This window comes from Nodosilinea sp. E11, from assembly GCF_032813545.1.
In the GTDB taxonomy this organism is placed as follows: domain Bacteria; phylum Cyanobacteriota; class Cyanobacteriia; order Phormidesmidales; family Phormidesmidaceae; genus Nodosilinea.
Genome location: NZ_CP136520.1, coordinates 1,664,376 through 1,681,471, shown reverse-complemented (window position 1 = coordinate 1,681,471; position 17,096 = coordinate 1,664,376). Strand labels below are relative to the sequence as shown.

At 56.6% G+C, this 17,096-nt stretch carries 12 protein-coding genes; 6 read left to right on the top strand and 6 right to left on the bottom strand.

The window, feature by feature from the left end; genetic code table 11:
* Positions 1 to 231: 231 nt before the first annotated feature.
* Complete coding sequence (locus RRF56_RS09820) at positions 232 to 1,383, top strand: glycosyltransferase (RefSeq protein WP_317037462.1); 1,152 nt, start codon at positions 232 to 234, stop codon at positions 1,381 to 1,383.
* Positions 1,384 to 2,310: 927 nt separating this feature from the next.
* On the opposite strand, the gene RRF56_RS09815 is transcribed toward RRF56_RS09820, so the two are convergent.
* A complete protein-coding gene (locus tag RRF56_RS09815) occupies positions 2,311 to 3,822 on the bottom strand; it encodes a UbiD family decarboxylase (protein WP_317037461.1) in 1,512 nt (503 codons plus the stop codon).
* A gap of 207 nt (positions 3,823 to 4,029) precedes the next feature.
* On the opposite strand from RRF56_RS09815, the gene RRF56_RS09810 reads away from it, so the two are divergent.
* The 4 genes from RRF56_RS09810 (at position 4,030) to RRF56_RS09795 (ending at position 7,442) form a co-directional block, all read left to right on the top strand.
* Positions 4,030 to 4,758, top strand: a complete 729-nt coding sequence (locus RRF56_RS09810) for a DUF4333 domain-containing protein (protein ID WP_317037460.1) — start codon at positions 4,030 to 4,032, stop codon at positions 4,756 to 4,758.
* Between the two features lie 261 nt (positions 4,759 to 5,019).
* Positions 5,020 to 5,718 (top strand): MotA/TolQ/ExbB proton channel family protein, encoded by a 699-nt coding sequence (locus tag RRF56_RS09805; protein ID WP_317037459.1) that lies wholly within the window; start codon positions 5,020 to 5,022, stop codon positions 5,716 to 5,718.
* 8 nt (positions 5,719 to 5,726) lie between these two features.
* Positions 5,727 to 6,137 (top strand): biopolymer transporter ExbD, encoded by a 411-nt coding sequence (locus RRF56_RS09800; RefSeq protein ID WP_317037458.1) that lies wholly within the window; start codon positions 5,727 to 5,729, stop codon positions 6,135 to 6,137.
* A 324-nt stretch (positions 6,138 to 6,461) separates the two neighbouring features.
* On the top strand, positions 6,462 to 7,442 hold the full coding sequence (locus RRF56_RS09795) for a CIA30 family protein (protein WP_317037457.1): 981 nt from the start codon (positions 6,462 to 6,464) through the stop codon (positions 7,440 to 7,442).
* A 67-nt stretch (positions 7,443 to 7,509) separates the two neighbouring features.
* Here the strand turns inward: RRF56_RS09795 and RRF56_RS09790 are convergent, their stop codons facing one another.
* The 5 genes from RRF56_RS09790 to RRF56_RS09770 all read right to left on the bottom strand — a co-directional run bounded on the left by RRF56_RS09790 (position 7,510) and on the right by RRF56_RS09770 (position 14,410).
* Positions 7,510 to 8,163, bottom strand: a complete 654-nt coding sequence (locus RRF56_RS09790; protein ID WP_410510556.1) for a DUF3318 domain-containing protein — start codon at positions 8,161 to 8,163, stop codon at positions 7,510 to 7,512.
* Between the two features lie 163 nt (positions 8,164 to 8,326).
* Entirely contained in the window at positions 8,327 to 9,361 is a 1,035-nt protein-coding gene (gene dusB / locus RRF56_RS09785) for a tRNA dihydrouridine synthase DusB (protein ID WP_317037456.1), read from the bottom strand.
* Positions 9,362 to 9,505: 144 nt separating this feature from the next.
* Positions 9,506 to 11,569: a diguanylate cyclase domain-containing protein gene (locus RRF56_RS09780; protein ID WP_317037455.1), complete on the bottom strand. Its 2,064-nt coding sequence runs from the start codon at positions 11,567 to 11,569 to the stop codon at positions 9,506 to 9,508.
* A 58-nt stretch (positions 11,570 to 11,627) separates the two neighbouring features.
* Positions 11,628 to 13,115 (bottom strand): adenylate/guanylate cyclase domain-containing protein, encoded by a 1,488-nt coding sequence (locus RRF56_RS09775; protein ID WP_317037454.1) that lies wholly within the window; start codon positions 13,113 to 13,115, stop codon positions 11,628 to 11,630.
* Positions 13,116 to 13,321: 206 nt separating this feature from the next.
* A complete protein-coding gene (locus tag RRF56_RS09770; RefSeq protein ID WP_317037453.1) occupies positions 13,322 to 14,410 on the bottom strand; it encodes a hypothetical protein in 1,089 nt (362 codons plus the stop codon).
* A gap of 331 nt (positions 14,411 to 14,741) precedes the next feature.
* Here RRF56_RS09770 and recJ point away from each other — a divergent pair, with 331 nt between their 5' ends.
* The gene (gene recJ, locus RRF56_RS09765; protein ID WP_317037452.1) at positions 14,742 to 17,075 is read left to right on the top strand and encodes a single-stranded-DNA-specific exonuclease RecJ; all 2,334 of its coding nucleotides are present in this window, start codon (positions 14,742 to 14,744) and stop codon (positions 17,073 to 17,075) included.
* Positions 17,076 to 17,096 lie beyond the last annotated feature (21 nt).

Sequence of the window (17,096 nt, the reverse complement as noted above, 5' to 3'; positions counted from 1 at the left end):
AAGGGCTTCTAAATTGATTGAGAGAGTTGTTAGGCATTTCTATTTTTGGTATCGCCAGTGGGATATTTTGAATATTTTGGTGATGTTATTAAATGGGAATGTTTAATCTTTTGTGTGTGAAGGTATAAAATTCTTGCTAAAATCAATGTGATCTATCAGTTTTTCGTTTAATTGTGTTTGCTGTCAAGGTTATGTATTTTAATGTTGCCAATATTAAAGCCTAACTAAATAATGAAAGTCCTTCTTGTCGCAAAAACACTTACTAAAGGAGGCGCGGCTTCCGGTGCTTCTAATTTGCTTCATGCCTTATGCGCTGCTGGGGCTGAGGTTGTAGTTATGGATGCCTATGCTAAGCAATTAGGTCAACCTATCGATTTGCTGCGCAAGATGGAGCGTGTCTGTGAACATCTTGTATGTGATGCCGAAACTCATTTCCTGCGCCTTGGTCCGTCCGTTTTTAATCTCGTACACCTTTATGAAAAGTACCATCCAGACGTAATTCAGTTATGTGATATTTCAGGCAATGTGATCAAGTTTTCGGATATTTCGAAAGTTCCTTGTCCAGTCGTTCACCGTATGAGTGATTTCTGGCCCTACCACGGCGCGCGCCACTATTCTGATGTACCACCTCAGAAGCTTGATTTGGCTGAGCATCTTTTGAAATCAACAATTTTCAGCGGTCACCATTTGCCAGACATGCGGGTTGCTCCGTCAGAATGGTTGGCTAATGCACTTAAAGATGACGGAATTTGTATGATTCGAAATGCAGTAGCCTGGCAGGCCAATATTAAGCCACGGCAGCGACCAAGACAGCCACTGCGTTTAGGATTTATTGCCGACCCAATAACACTGCCTCGCAAGGGATTTCTCAATCTTTCCCGTTTGTTGGCGGAGGTGTCACACAGATGGGGGAAAATAGCAATTGATCTGTTCGGTCGTATTACTCCATCTGAAATTCCAGACATTCCTGGAGTGGAGGTGAAAGTACATGGGGCATTCAGTCGCGCACAGCGCTCGTCTGTATATGCTGGCTTTGACATATTGCTGTGCCCATCTCGGCTAGATAATTCACCCAATGTTTTGACTGAGGCTTTAGCATATGGTGTTCCTGTTATTGCTCAATCAAATACGGGTATGAATAGTTATGTGACCCCCTATTTTGGAGCATTGATCGATTTCTATGGCGAGCATTCTACTGCTGTTACAGATCTTGTACTTGCAATTGAATATTTGACTAGCAATTTTGCGCAGGCATCTCTAGCAGCGCTCGATTATGTTACTCAAGAACTTTGTCCAGAGGTAATAGGAGAACAGTATCTTGATTTATATGCAAAACTTGTTTCTGCTAGTAGGCAAACAAGTTATCTTTTGAAGGGTGATTAAGCTAGTAGTACGGCGTCATGACTAATTGTTAGGGCGACCTCACTTCAAGAAATCACTAAGCCTGAATTTCTGTATTTGATTTGTCTTGGTTGTTCAGTCTTCTCATTACACTAGCTCCTTGAAATGAAAAAGCTTCAGATCGACATTCCGCAGGTTGTCGATTATTTTTTCTTGTGCATGGTATGAGACAATAGCTGAAAGCCTTTCTGTCAGAGGGTTTTAGAAATGGAGGACTCGGTTATGCTAAGCAGCGGCTTAACGATCCGTAATCATTCAGACGGCAGACTCCGAAAACTGCGAACGGCATATCCCAGGGCTTGCGAGCAGCGCAAAAAACATACACATCGAAAATTATTTTCTAACCTGCGGAATGTTGGCTTCAAGTCCTTTAAATAAGCAATTTGCGTATTGAAATTGGGCGACTTTACGAACTTATCGTCATTGTCGCTTTGTCTTTTGTCTCAATTTTTAGTACAAATAAACTTAATTGTTCATTACGAGTGATACTCTAAACCTTTAAGCTTTGCTGCTTGGCAATCTTCGTTTTGGCATAAAGATTGTGTATCTGCGATAAGCACTATGTGTCGAACGAGGGCCGCGTTGTGTACCGCCCGTTTGGAAGTCTGATGCTTATATTGTGATTGATGTGAGCTTTAGTAGTTGAGCTAATCGCTACCACTAGATATGTTCGTCCGCAAACATTCCACCCGACGACCTTCCAACAGTGATCAGTAATGACTATTGTCTATGGCTAAGGTTTCTGCCCCGCTCCCCAGGAGCTTAGTGCTGCACGCAATAGACTCAATGCACACCTGTTGCTCTTGGATACCGTGGCATAGATTGTTGGCTACTGAACATTTCTGCATCTGAGGAACCCAACGGCCCATGCATAAGCAATCAGACTTAAAAGCTAAATATTACACTCCCTCACCTCAAGTCATAGCCAAACAAATTGGGGTCCACATCGCCCAGGTTCAAATCATCTAACCCATACTCTGCCCAGCGCCCATCCACCAGCGTCGCCGTCGCCGGGTCGGGGGTTAGCTCCTCACTCCAGGGCCGATCAGTCTCTGGGTAAACCTTTGTCGTCGCATCAATCCCCATGCGGCTGCCCAGCCCCGGTCTCTCCGTGGCAAAGTCGAGCTTGTCAAAAGGGTTGTCGGGCAAAATAAACACATCCCGCACCGGGTCCACCTTCGAGGTCACCGCCCACATCACCTGACGCGGGTCGCGAATATTGATCGCCTTATCGACCACAATCACAAACTTTGTATAGCTAAACTGCGGCAGCGCCGACCAAAACGCCAGCGCTGCCCGCTTTGCCTGTCCAGGGTACGACTTCTCAATCGACAGCACCGCCGCTTTGTAGCTCAGCCCTTCCATCGGCAAAAAGAAATCTTGAATCTCGGGCACCTGCTGGCGCAGAATCGGGTTGTAAATGCGGTTGAGGGCGATCGCCATCATCGCGTCTTCCTTCGGCGGGCGACCGCTAAAGGTAGTCATATAGATCGGGTTTTTGCGGTGGGTCAGGCAGTGGAACCGCAGCAGCGGTGCAGCCTCATTCACGCCACCGTAGTAGCCAATGTGATCGCCCGCCGGCCCATCGACAGCGGTTTCGCCAGGGGTAATGGTGCCTTCCAGCACAATTTCAGATTCGGCGGGCACCTCTAGGTCAACGGTTTTGCACTTGGCCAGGTTCAACCCTTTACCGGCATAGAGGCCCGCAAACAGCCACTCCGACAGGTCAATGGGCAGCGGCGTGGCAGCGGCCAAAATCACCAGCGGGTGTACGCCGATCGCGATCGCCACCTCCAGCTTTTTGCCCATCTCCGCCGCCTTGCGCAGGTGGCGGCTACAGCCCCGCACCGACAGCCACTGCACCGTCGCCGTATTCTTCGATTGCAGCTGTAGCCGGTACACCCCCACGTTAGGAATCCCGGTCTCAGGGTCTTTGGTAATCATCAGCCCCAGGGTAATCACCTTATCGGCATCGCCGGGGTAAACCCGCAGCAGCGGAATCTGGTTGAGATCGACCGCATCATCCTTCAGCACCACCTGCTGGCAGGGGGGCAGCAGATCACGCATGGGCTTGGCCTTGACTACATCAAACAGCGCCTTGCCCAAATCAATCGCCTGGCTAAACTGCTTGGGGGGCCGGGGTTGGTAGAGCAGCGCCAGCTTCTCGCCCAGGGTTTCAAGTTCGGCGGGGTGCTCCATGCCCATGGCCCAGCACACCCGCTCCACGGTGCCCAGCACGTTGATCGCCAGAGGCATCGTGGCCCCCTGCACATTCTCAAACAACAGGGCCGGGCCGCCGCCGAGCAGCAGCCGGTTGGCAATCTCAGCAATCTCCAGCTCAGCGCTGACGGGGGCCGTAATCCGGCGCAGCTGCCCCCGTTGCTCTAGAAGGGTCAAAAATTGCTGGAGATCTTTTGCCATGGTGAAAGATGTTTGTGAACGAGTGTTAAGCCACCTCCATTATGGTAGAGAGTGGGACCAGGCTGGCAACGATCGCGCCCTGCTTGAGTGGTTTAGGTATTGGGGACAGCATGCATTAGGGGGGCATTGCTGCCACAATCGGGGTATTCACCCTAGCCCACCGCTGACTCACCCGAAGGATTTCTGGATTCGATGGATTGGCAAACCATGACGTTTAACACTCACCTGGCTCAGCGGCAGGTTCTGCTGGGGGCGCTGGGGCTAGCGGCCCTGGGCCTCTCCGCCTGTAGCAATCGGTTGCCTACCGCTGAGGTAGAAGCCACCATTCAGGCCGACATCGAGCGCCAGGGGCGGCGGCTATCGCTGAGCGCGGTGCGCTGCCCTAGCGATGTCAGCCGTCAGGCGGGGGCCTACTTTCGCTGCGTCGGCGAACTCAGCTCCGGCGGCACCTTCACCATTAACGTGACCCAGCAAGATGACCAGGGCACGGTTACCTGGGATGTACCCAACTCTAAAGTGCTGCTCAACCTGCCTAAGGTCGAAGACACGATTCAGCAGGGGTTGTCTGAGGTCTACGGTCAACGCCCGCTGATCGATTGCGGCACCGCTACCTACCGGGTCAATCTGCCCGGCGATCGCTTTCAGTGTCAAATTGTCGGCGGCCTTAGCACCGAGGCCGACCCGATTGAGGCCGTGCTGGTCACCATTGCCGCCGATGGCAATCTAACCTGGCAAGAGATTCAGCCTGCGGCGGTGGCGGCGGCAGGGGCCGCCTTAGCACCTCAGCCCACGGCTCTCTCGTCTACCTCAAGCCAGACCAACCAGACCAGCCAGACCATCGCCCCAGCGGCGAACCCTGGGGTCAAAACTACCACCACCACCGGGCCGACCGGACGAGTGATCAACCGCCCCTACATTCCGGGCGATAGCGATTAGGGGTACGCTCTTTCCGCCGCCTAGATGCGTTAACCGGTTCTTAACGACTAAACGGCTGAGCTTTAATCTGTGGGCTAGTCCGTTTCGCTAGGCTTATCCTGGTAGCAGTGTTGCCGCTCACCTCTGCCCCAGACGGTTGCTAGACCGGCCCCCCTGGGCTGGGCCAACCAACCTGATCAGGCGATAGTCGGTGAGGGCGATATGCGGTGACATAGAAAACTCTGAAACGTACAGCTAGCAAAACCAACTAACTCCGGGGCTATGACAACTGTTCTCGATTTTTTAGCGAAGGGTGGGCCGGTCATGGTGCCCATTTTGGGCTGCTCGGTGCTGACCATTGCCACGGCCCTAGAGCGGGCGCTATTTTGGACCAACCTGCTGCGCCGAGAAGACCAGGTGGTCAACGAGGTGCTCGATGCCTCTCGCCGTGACCTGAGCCAGGCGGCGGCGATCGCGGCCCAGTCCCAAGATCTGCCCATCGGTCGGTTTTTGCTGGCCCCCCTGCGGCTCAAGCAGCCCTCCCCCGACACCTTTCGCCTGGCAATGGAAACCGCTGGCGATCGCGAGTTTGTCAAAATGCGCCGGGGCGACAAAATGTTAGAAACCATTGTGGCCGTTGCCCCCCTGCTGGGCCTGCTGGGCACCGTGACCGGTCTGATCGCAACCTTTGGCAACCTCAACATTGGCGGCGGTGGCACGGGCGAGCAGGCCAGCGCAGCGGCAGCGGGGATTGGCGAAGCCCTGATTACCACGGCAGCGGGCATGGTCGTCGCGATTCTGGCGCTGCTGGTATTTCGGGTGATGGTCAGCCTTCAGGCTCAGCAGATCGACTACTTTTCAGACGCGGGTAACGAGCTAGAGCTGGTCTACCGCCAATACTGGTACGAACCCATGACCGCAAACGATCCGGGCCATCGGGGCACGCTGATTCCCAATGCGACGCCCATTGAGCGGGTGTAGGTAGAACGATGCGCTTTAGCCAAAAACAGTCTTCTAAGCTGCCCCAGGTCGATCTCATCCCCATGCTCAACGTGATGATGGGCATCTTGGCCTTTTTCGTCATGATCACCATGAGCCTGGGCAGCGAAAAACTGATCGACGTTCAGCTGCCAGCCGATCAGCCAGACAATGCCCCGTCACCGCTGCCCTCCGATCCCTTCATCGTGGAGCTGGTCGGCGAAAACCTGGTGCAGCTTAACGGCCAGCCGGTCGAAGTCGATGCCCTCAAGGGCCAAATGGCCGACTACCTCAGCCGCAACCCTGAAAACATTGTCTTTGTCTTGCCTAGCCAAGATCTGCCCTACGAGCAGGTCATGCAGTTTTTAGGTGAAATGCGTTCTGTGGGCGGCAACCGCGTTTCCCTGGCGATCGAGGAGTGATTCCCCATCCAAATCCCATTGGGCCGCTGGGCCATGGCCCAGCACTGACGCCAACATAGGTTGTCCGCTGGCCAGTACTATAGCCATAGCCGATATCATGATCATGGGGATGTTTTGCTGGCAGCGATTCCTGCTCCCGCGAAGGCATGGGGCAGGCTCTGAGCGGGAATGACGGCTCTGTTCTAACCTGATGGGCGATTTTGTACTATGGTCTGGAATCCTCTACGACTGCTTCAAACGCTGATTCATTTTGAGGTGGCTGGCCCGTTGAGTAGAGGTCTACGCAGTTTGCCCGGCCTGACCAACACAACAGGTACTACTCCCATGACAACAGCCGTAGACACGACTCACCTAGCGCCCGCGCGATCGGTGGGGCTATGGGGCGCGGGCCACGATGGGGCAGACGCCCTGGGCCAGGCGCTAGCTCCCCTGGGCTATAGCCTGACGCCTCCAGGCTGGAGCTCCCAGCCTGACCAACCTCTGGTCAATCTGCCCCTAGTGGTTGGGCTGGGCCCTAGCGACGCAACCTGGGCATCTCGACTTGAGCACCTGGGGCATGTAGCCAGCTACCAAGAAGCCACTCTGTTCGATTTTCAGGCGCTCGACCCGGCGATCGCCGCCCTGTGGGGCAGTCTCGATGACGGGGTCATGGGTGGGGTGAGCGCTAGCCAGGTGCAGTGGCAAAACGGGTTGCGGTTTGTAGGGCAGGTGTCTACGGCCAATAGCGGTGGCTTTGCCTCCATTCGAACGCGCAACCTGGAGCCGCCGCTGAACCTCAGCCAGTGGCAGGGCACAGTGCTCTACGCCCAGGGCGATGGTCAGCGCTACAAATGGATTTTGCGCGACAACCCCGACTGGGACAGCCTGGCCTACTGCTATTCCTTTGATACTGATTCAGATCGGCCCATTACGGTGCGCACACCGTTTCTCGATCCGGTGGCGACCCGCCGCGCCCGCACGGTGCCCGAGGCCAGTGCGCTAAATCCGGCCCAGGTGTACTCAATGCAGCTGATGCTGAGCAAGTTTGAGTACGACGGCGATCTCAACCCGTCCTTTGAACCAGGCTCGTTTGAGCTAACCGTCCAGCGGCTAGCAGTGTATCGACAGGGACCAAAGCCCGTGCTGGTGCTGCCCCAGGGCAATGCCGCCCTCGGGCCTCAGCTAGCGGCAGCGGGGCTGACGGGGGTAGTTCCCCAAGGGCAGGGTGCTCAAGGGCCAGGTTTTGAGGTAATTGGCGCAAACCAAACTTTGCCGCCGGAGGTATCTCCGGCGGCGGTAGAGACAATATTGCAGCAGTTGATGTAGTTAAACCCTCATGACAGGCAGAATACTTTGGTAGGAGTATTGCACTGCAATGCCCCTACCTAGAAACTCAATAGGCCGATCGCATGTCGCCGCGCTCGGCCCGAGCACTTTCTTTGGCCTTGGCGGCGCTCTTTTTGAGGGCTTCTAGACGCTTGATATAGCGATCGCGCTGGCGTTTCTTGGGGGTTTGCTCGATCAGGGTTTTGAGAGCGCTGCCCAGGCTCTTGTAGGCGTTGGGCAGGGTGTAACCAAAGCGGGTGGCAATGGCGATCGCCCGTTCGTCGGCGCTGATGCTCTCTTGCAGGGTTTTTTGGTTGTTGTTGCGCTTGTAGAGCCGCCAGCTCGAAAAACCGCATAGCCCCAGGGCCAGCGTCAGCAAGAGCCCGTCCTGTACCCACAGTTCACCCACGGCACCCCCCAGACCAATGGCTAGAGCGGCCATTTCCCAACCGTCTCGGGGAATGGTGTCGTTTTGAATGCGACCCACCTCATGCCAGAACAGCAAATTGCGCTGGTCTAGAGCCAGCTGCTCCCACTTAATCAGGTCAATTTGAACTTCGACCTGATCTTTGCCCAGTTCTTCACAGGTAATCAGGGGTGGCGTGACATCAATGGCTGATTCCACCGTCACCCAGCTCTGAAGCTCGGGAGGCAGCAGGCTTCTCAGACGGCGAAGCTCACCCATATCAGCGCGGGCGGTGGCGGTGGCGTACGAGGTCATGGAGATTACGGGGGGTGAAAACTGCAAATTAGATTTACTAATAGATCCTACCTTAAACCCCATTAGTCAAGGGGCGGTTATCCACTTCTTGGCAGGGCGGCCTACAACCGTTAGCGATCGCAAGCATAGCGGCTAGCGGCCAAGATTTCGTCTACCAAGAGAGCTAAGTTGGGCAAAAAGGCCGATATTGGAGCTTTACGGTCAGCACAGCCCCATCCAATAGATCGTACCCTTCGTCTACGGTCGTGATCTGGCACAGTTTTTGACGCAGCGGGGCCGCCCCTTCAAAGCCTTTGATATACCAAGCCATATGCTTGCGCGCCTGGTGAATGCCCTTTTGGCCTTTGTAGCGCCACAGTAGCCCCAGATGCTCGCGGGCACAGCGCAGCAGATCTACGGGGGTGGGCGCAATGGGCATGATTCCTGTCTTGAGAAACTGGTCAATTTCGCCCACCAAAAAGGGGTAGCCCAGGGTGCCCCGCGAACACATCACCCCATCGGCTCCGGTTTGCTCTAGACAGCGCACCGCTGCCGCCACTGAGTCAATATCGCCATTGGCAATCACCGGAATATCCAGCGCTGCCTTCACTTTCGCGATCCACTCCCAGCGGGCGGGGCCGTGGTAGCCCTGGCTGCGGGTGCGCCCGTGGAGGGTGAGCATTTGAGCGCCAGCGGCTTCCATACGGCGGGCAAACTCGACGGCGTTGATCTGCTGATCATCCCAGCCGATGCGGGTTTTGACGGTGACGGGTACGGGTACCGCCTCTGCCACAGTGCGCACGATCGCCTCGGCCACCTCCGGCTCACGCAGCAGCGAAGAGCCGCCGCCTTTCTTCGTAATTTTATTCACCGGGCAGCCCATATTGATGTCGATGGTTTTGGCCCCGGCGGCGACGGCCTTGCGGGCGGCGGCGGCCATAAAGTCGGGCCGACAGTCAAACAACTGAATGCTGATCGGCTGCTCAGCGGCGTCGATGTCCATAATTTTTTCGAGCTGCTGGGCATGACAGACGCCCGTGGCCTGCACCATCTCGGTGTAGAGCATGGAAGTAGGGGCGTAGCGGCGGACCAGTTGCCGAAAGGCGCGATCGGTCACCCCGGAAAGGGGCGACTGCAGCACGCGACTGTGGAGCGTGACCGAGCCGATGATCAGCGGCTGACTCAGGTGCTGCTGAAGGGCAGAAGACAAACTAACCATAGCGACCTAAAACATCTACAAATCTAGGAGCGATATTCTGGGGCAATATCATCGGGGAAAGGCTCCCGCAGCCTCCAGCAGGGTTGAAGACAACCCCGTCGGCCGCTCCAAGGACCCCTTCTTCCTTTGTCCGCAACTGCCTAGCTAGGCTTCTCTCAAGCTTTCCTGGGCTGATTCTGTTGCTTCAGATTCTATCGCTTTGGACCATAGACAGTAGCGGTTGCGGCCATTCTGTTTAGCGGCGTAGAGGGCTTGGTCGGCCCGCTTGATCAACTGCTCTAGGGATAATCTCGGTGTGGGAACGATGGCGGTAATGCCAAAGCTGAGGGTGAGCTGGCCGTAGAGGGGGGAAGCGCGGTTGGGTAGGGCCAGCCGCGCCAGATGGGCTCGGACTTCTGCAATTAGGGCGATCGCGCCAGCGGTAGTAGTGTTTGGCAAAATCAGGGCAAATTCTTCGCCGCCGTAGCGGACGGCTAGATCGGCGGGGCGCTTCGTCACCTGGGTGAAAAGCTGACCGAGCGATCGCAGGCAGTCATCTCCGGCCAGGTGGCCGTAGGTATCGTTATAACCCTTGAAATAGTCGACATCGGCTAGCACCAAAGCTAGACTGCCCTGCTCTCGCTGCAACCGCTGCCACTCCTGAAACAAGTAGCGGTCAAACTCACGGCGGTTGGCAATTTGGGTCAGCCCATCTAGGTGAGCTAAGCGCTGGAGCTCGTCGTTAGCGGTTTGCAACCGCTGATATAGGGCCGCCTGCTGGAGAACCTGGCTGAGCTGTATCGCCACTTCTTCGACCAGGTGCAGATCGCTAAATTCTGGCGGGCTGAGGGTATCTAAACTAGAAACGAGCTGAGCGGGGCTAGGGCAGAGCCACAACAAGCCTTGCACCTGACCCTCGGTGCGAATGATCGTAGCCACATAGGTAGTTTGGCCCTGACTAATCAGTTGCGCCTGGTGCAGCCAAAACGGAGTCGCCGCTGCCGGGGCAGCCACTGTGGCGTTGCTAGCTTCCCGCAACTGCTGCCGTAGCGTTTCCGTGATTTTTAGGGGTAATGCTGGCGTGACTAAGTTGGGCGCTTGGGCGCTGACGACGAAGGGGGACGGTAGATTGGCTAGCGTGTGATCTAGCAGGGTAATGCCGCACTGGCTGAGATTGAGCGCTGAGCACAGGCGCTCTACAGTGCCGGTGAGAATAGCCTGCACCTCCAAACTGGCGCGCATGTCGTCGAGAATGTGGTTGAGCAGCTGCTCTTGTCGGATCTGGCGGCGCACCTGTTCAAAGAGGCGGCTCTGCTGAATGGCGATCGCCAGGTGGGCCGATAGCTCCTGTAGCAGATCGATTTCATCTTGCTGCCACTGCCGCGGCTGATGACACTGGTGCAAAATCACTAGCCCCCACAGGTAGCGGGTTTCCCCGATCAAATTGTGGATAATTGGCACTACCAAGTTGGCCCGAATGGCAAAGCTGAGCAGCATATCGCGGTAGCACCTGCTCACATCACCTAAGTTGGCGACATCGTTGATTTGCCCGACCCGACCCGACCAGTACTGAATTGCATGCTCTTGATCAAAGCAGTGGTCTTCGATCTGACGATGCAAAATAGACAGCTCTGCATCGGCAATGGCTTCATGGGTTACCACCCCCCGACCATTACTCTGAAATTGGTAGATTACCACTCGGTCGGCCTGGGTTTGCTGCTGTACATCATGAACGGCAGTGCTGAGAATCGTGTCTAAATCGAGCGAATTATGCAGCCTTTGGAGGCTGGCTTGCAATAGCGAGGGGCGGGAGGGCGAAAGGTTAGCTGTTGGTGCAAGCGCGCTTATCTCAATGTGGTGATGCACCCGGCTGACTATGTCCGCCGCCACCCCTGGCAGCTCAATATAGTCAGCCCCGCCCGCTGCAAACACTGCCAACCGGCTATCGGCATCGGCAAACTCCCCCGCTAAAATAACGGGAATTGCGGCCGTTGCCGGGGCAGATTTAAGCTGGCGACATAGCCTGTAGCCCTCACTATCTGCCCCCGCCACCGGCAAAATAATTAAGTTAGGCAGCTTGGCAAGCGGGGCGCTTAGCAAGGGTAACAAGTCGGTCTCAATCTGAACCTGCACCTGGTAGCCCACCTGGGTCAAGGTCTGGGTCAACCCATGGGTGAAGTGGGGTGCGCTGTCTACAACTAAAATTGTTGCTTGCCGAAGTGCCGCCATGCCAGTAACTACCTACCCGACTCTTACCAGGCTGTAGATCAATTCAAACCTTTAGGGGCTATAGCCGCCCCACTAGCCAGTAGGTCACCATCTGACCCCGACCTTTGACGGCCACATAGCCGCGTGACTCAAACTGATATTTGTCCTTGAGCTTTTCGTAGAGATTGGGAGTGACCTGAATGCGTTGGGCTTCACCGGTCGCTTCCATGCGGCTGGCAATGTTGACGGTGTCGCCCCAGAGGTCGTAGGCAAACTTGCGCCGCCCAATCACCCCGGCGACCACCGGGCCAGTATTGATACCCACCCGAATTTGAAAAGTCTGACCATCGGGGCGTGGAAATTGCTTGATGGCATCGCAGATGTCGAGGGCAAACTGGGCGATCGCCTCGGCATGGTCATCGTTAGGGGTAGGCAGGCCCCCCGCCACCATGTAGGCATCGCCAATGGTCTTAATTTTTTCCAGATGATGAAACTCTGCCAGCTGATCAAACATCGAAAAGATTTCGTTGAGTATTTTGACTAAGTCGCGCGGTGTCATCTGGCTGGAAGCCGCCGTAAAGTCAACTAGATCGGCAAACAGCACGCTGACCTGGTCGAGGCTTTCGGCGATGGTGCGGGCTCCCCCCTTAAGGCGCTGGGCAATGCGGTAGGGCAAAATATTGATCAGTAAGCGATCGGCCTGCTGGCGCTGCTGGCGCAGCTCGGTTTCCATTTTGCGGCGTTCGCTGATGTCGTGGACAATGCCTTCGTAGTGTAGAAAGGTGCCGTTTTTATCCCACACTTTCCAAATGTCTTCGCTCACCCAGAAGGTATCGCCGTCTTTACGAAACACCTCTGACTCGGCGTCGGTGATTTTGTCAAAGCGGTTGAGATACACCACGAGTTCGTCGCGGCGTTTGGGCTGGTGGTATATCTGTCGGCCGATGTCTTCTATGGTGCTGACCATTTCCTCCGGCGACTCATAGCCGTACAGTCTGGCCATGGATGGGTTGACGCTGAGAAGTCGGCCCGTCGATGAGACTTTAAAGATGCCCACCGTCGCATTTTCAAAAATGCTTTGATAGCTGGTTTCGGCTGCAACCAGCGTTTGCTCCATCTGGGTACGCTCTTGCAGCTCTTGCGTGAGCAGAGCATTCTGCCGGCTGAGCTGCTGTCGCTGGCGGGCCAGATGCAGCTGATTTTGCACCCGTACCAATACCTCCTGTACCGCAAAGGGCTTAGTAATGTAGTCGGTAGCCCCGGCCTGAAAGGCTTTGACCTTATCTAAAGGGTCGACTAGAGAACTCAGCACAATTACCGGAATCTCGGTGGTGAGGGGGTCATTTTTGAGCTGTCTGCAGAGAGTATAGCCGTCCATATCGGGCAGCAGAATGTCGAGCATCACGAGGCCGGGCTGGCGCTTGGCCACTAAATCAAGGGCCTGCTGACCACTTTCAGCCGTCTGAATGCAGTACCCCTGCTGACTCAAAAGTCGGTTGAGCAGGCGCGAAGTCTCGGCATCGTCGTCAACGATCACCAGGTCAATGGCAGCAGAAGCATCATCCACAGTGCAGCGGCAGGACAGACGGCAGGGTTGGTTTAAGCATACGGGCATTAGACCAAAACGATGAACCAGATCTCAGCCACCGCCCAAGGGCCTTGTGCAGGAACCTCGTTCTAGATTAGCGCCGTTGCCCTGAACTGTCTTGTAAAGCCGATCGCTAAATGTAGACTCAATGTAAGTCGCCTTTAGCGAGATGACTGTTTATCGCATTATCGCACCTTCAGGGCTTGGTTATGGTTGCGATAGCCCGTGGCTATCCCCTGGCGAAAGGTAACTTCTCCCTCGGTGAAATGAAAGATTTCTTCACAGCTGTTGTCATTGCGGCTAATGGCCACTGGGGTTTGGCCTTCGGCACGCAGCACGTCAGTGCGGCTTGAGCCCAGCGACCACGTTTGGGCGTCGGACTGCCCCTCCAGCAGAGCAGGCAGGTCTAGCGATACCTTGAGATTGTCGTCAGCGTTAAAATATCCAATCACCTGGCCATTTTCAAAGAGCACTGAGCTTTTGTCAAAATACAGGGTGGTATAGCGGTTCGAGGTGTACTGCTCTTGGCGGGTGGGGGTGCCCTGCAATTGCATGACCTGGGCTTCGCTCGATCCTAGCGTCCAAGTGTCTTGGGCGGCTTGAGCCGAGAGTATCATAGACCCTTCGCCCAGCACCTTGAGGGTGCCATCGGCGTTGTTGTACTGCTTGACGTAGCCGTTGTTGAGCTCAATGGTGCTGTTGCCGTAGCGCAGGGTTTGCTGGCAGGTGTTGGGAAACTGGGTGGTTTGGGAGGGAGTGCCCTGAATCGCTAAGACTAGGTCTAGATCAGAACCCAGGGTCCAGTAGGTTTTGGCGGTTGGAGTGCTGCTGGGGCGGCTGGTGACGTTACTCTGGGCATATTGCAAATTGCGCCCGTACTCGGCAATTTTTTCTTGGGCCAGACTGCCCTGGCCACTGGCCTGAGGCACCAACTGCATAAAGCCAATGGCCTGCTCCCACAGCATGGCTACTTCGGCCCACTCTTCGCTAAATTCGGCGGTTTGGGTGAGCTCGGCGGCTGACATGGCCCGCTCGCTGCCCTGGTAGAAGGGGTTGTCTACGGCGGCGGCAGCAGCGCGATTGGGCGGCCATGACCAGGCTCGCGGCTGAGAGGTCACCAGTGAATATCCGCCGGCAAGGGCCAGGCCTAGGGATAGACCAACGGCCCCCCAGGCTAGCCGTTCTCGCAGGGCTTGGCCAGGGCGTTTGAGCTCAAATCGATACAGTGTTTGAGGATGTTGCCCGTCTAGCTCAGGGTGGCTACGTTTGGTCATAGTAATTAGTGAGGAGTACACAACCCCAGAAACAATCTAGGTGGCTATGGGTGGGGTCCCACGAACCCGGAGCTTCCATGACAGTCAACCTGACCGCATCAGGGACGATGGGAGATGGCGGGCATCTATAGCTCTACCCTAAGACGGAGGATTACTATAGATATACTCAGCCAATCGGATGATTTTGAAGATCTTCCTCACCCTATCGTAGGAAATTGATCTAGGATTTTAGGCTTTCTGTAATTTATGGAAGCTTATTTAAACTGCCCTAGTCTGTCAAACTTCCATCACTCCCGCCTCACCATTTCTTGACTTCGCTAGGTTGACCGCTATGGATGCACTACCGCTGCGCTGGGATCTGCCCCCGATCGAGGCTTGCCCCGATCGCTGGGTAGAGGCGGTGACTCAGGCTCTGCCGGGGGCTCAGCCGTCGCGCTGGTTGGCCCAGGTGCTGTGGCAGCGGCAGCTCTGCGGGCTTGAAGAGCTGCCGGGCTGGTTAAACCCGGCGGTGTATCGGCCTACCCCCGCCAGCGCCTTTGGGGCAGAGATGGCGATCGCCATTGAGCGCCTTAAACAGGCGATCGCGGCCGATGAGCAGGTGGCGATCTGGGGTGACTTTGATGCCGACGGGGTGACCTCGACCGCTGTGTTGTGGGATGGGCTGGGGCAGCTAATTCCCAAGGGCGATCGCCTCACGTACTATATCCCCAACCGTCTGAGCGAGTCCCACGGGCTGTCACGGCGGGGGCTTGACCAGCTAGCTGAGTGGGGAGCCACGCTGGTGGTGACCTGCGACACCGGCAGCACCAATGGGGCCGAAATTGCCTACGCCAAGGCGCTCGGCCTGGAGGTGATTGTCACCGATCACCACACGCTGCCGGAGGGAGAGCTGGGCGCGGTGGCCCTGATCAACCCCCGCTCTCTGTCGTCCGATCATCCGCTGGCGACGCTGTCGGGGGTGGCGGTGGCCTACAAGCTACTGGAGGGCCTCTACGCCGCCTTGGAGTCGCCGCCGCCCCTGCCCCTCGACCATGTTTTAGACCTGGTGGCGATTGGCCTAATTGCCGACCTAGTAGAGCTGCGGGGCGACTGCCGCTATCTGGCGCAGGTGGGGTTGACCCGGCTACAAACCCAAACTCAGCCCCATCCGCCGTACCCACGGCCAGGGCTGGCAGAGTTGTTGGCGCTGTGCAAGCGCACGGGCGATCGCCCCACCGATATTTCCTTTGGTCTCGGCCCCCGGATCAATGCTGTCAGCCGTATCCATGGCGATGCCAGTTTTTGTGTGGAATTGCTGACGAGTCAAGCTGGCTCTCGCACCAAAACCCTGGCCCATGAGGCCGAGTTGGCCAACACCCGCCGTAAAGCCCTCCAGCGCGACCTCTACAACCAGGTGATGGCACGGGTCGCCCAGGTCGATCTGTCTACGACTCGCTGTGTGGTTCTGGCCGACGAGCAGTGGGAGCCAGGGCTGTTGGGCCTGGTGGCAGGGCAGGTAACCCAGGCCCTGGGGCGGCCCACCATTTTGCTGCGCCTCGATCCGCCACCGGAGGATGGCAGCCCCCCTATGGCCAGGGGGTCGGCGCGATCGGTAGCGGGGCTAGATCTCTACCAGCTGTTTCAGGCCCAGGCCGAGCTGCTGACTGGCTTTGGCGGTCACCCGTTGGCGGCGGGGCTTACCCTGCCGGTGGCCCACATCGATGTGCTGGCGGCGGCACTCAACCGCATGGTGCGCGAACAGTTGGGGGGGGACGGTGCACCTCAGCCCGCGCTGGCGATCGATTTAATCGTGACGGTGGCTGAGCTGGGTCAGCCGCTGTTTCGCGAGCTGAAGGGGCTCGAACCCTGCGGTATGGGTAACCCAGTGCCCAAGCTGCTGATTCGCAATGGGTGGTTTAGAAATACCTCGCACCGAAAACTGCGCGATCGCCACAACAAAACCGTGGGGTTCATCAAAACTGAATTTGAGCTGTGGGACGACACCGCTCAGACGGGCTTTCCTGGGGAGTGGTGGGGCCACTACCGCGATGAACTGCCCCCCGGTCGCTGTGACCTGGTCGTCGAGCTAGATTTCAACAGCTATAACGGCTACCACGTCAAACTGGTGGATGTGCGTCCGGTGCTTGTCGAGACGGCTGTTGCAATATCCGACCAGATACTGCCTATTCTCGACTGGCGGCAGGCCACCCCCGCCGCCCAAGATGCGGCCCTAGTCGTTGACCAAGCCCCTACCCAGTGGCGCGATTGGCAAGATTGGCAGCGCCAGGCCGTCCAGGCTGGGTTGCCCGTGGCGCTGGCATTTTCCTTGGTGGTCGATGACCGCTTGCCGCTAGATCTGTGGCAAGAACTGGTGGGCATTGCCAAATACCTCGCTCGTACGGCAACGGTGGTGACCAGGGTACAGCTAATGCAGCGGCTGCGGCTGTCTCCCACGAGTCTGTCGTTGGGGTTGGCCGCCTTGGCAGCGGTGGGCTTTGAGATAGTTGATGACCTAGAAACCCTGGCGATACAGCCTGCTCCCGACCCCATCGAGTCTGACTCGGTAAGCCCTGACCCAGCCGCCGTCAGGCGGTTTTTAGATGCCCTGCAAGAGGAGCAGTTTCGCCGTCGCTATTTTGCCCAGGTGCCGGTGAGCGCCCTAGGGCACGACCCCAGGTTTGGGTAGGGTCACATTCCTGATAGGGTG

Coding starts and splice junctions, on each gene's coding strand:
- RRF56_RS09820 (WP_317037462.1), top strand. CDS start 232: ATGAAAGTCCTTCTTGTCGCAAAAACACTTACTAAAGGAGGCGCGGCT.
- RRF56_RS09815 (WP_317037461.1), bottom strand. CDS start 3,822: ATGGCAAAAGATCTCCAGCAATTTTTGACCCTTCTAGAGCAACGGGGG.
- RRF56_RS09810 (WP_317037460.1), top strand. CDS start 4,030: ATGACGTTTAACACTCACCTGGCTCAGCGGCAGGTTCTGCTGGGGGCG.
- RRF56_RS09805 (WP_317037459.1), top strand. CDS start 5,020: ATGACAACTGTTCTCGATTTTTTAGCGAAGGGTGGGCCGGTCATGGTG.
- RRF56_RS09800 (WP_317037458.1), top strand. CDS start 5,727: ATGCGCTTTAGCCAAAAACAGTCTTCTAAGCTGCCCCAGGTCGATCTC.
- RRF56_RS09795 (WP_317037457.1), top strand. CDS start 6,462: ATGACAACAGCCGTAGACACGACTCACCTAGCGCCCGCGCGATCGGTG.
- RRF56_RS09790 (WP_410510556.1), bottom strand. CDS start 8,163: ATGACCTCGTACGCCACCGCCACCGCCCGCGCTGATATGGGTGAGCTT.
- dusB (WP_317037456.1), bottom strand. CDS start 9,361: ATGGTTAGTTTGTCTTCTGCCCTTCAGCAGCACCTGAGTCAGCCGCTG.
- RRF56_RS09780 (WP_317037455.1), bottom strand. CDS start 11,569: ATGGCGGCACTTCGGCAAGCAACAATTTTAGTTGTAGACAGCGCACCC.
- RRF56_RS09770 (WP_317037453.1), bottom strand. CDS start 14,410: ATGACCAAACGTAGCCACCCTGAGCTAGACGGGCAACATCCTCAAACA.
- recJ (WP_317037452.1), top strand. CDS start 14,742: ATGGATGCACTACCGCTGCGCTGGGATCTGCCCCCGATCGAGGCTTGC.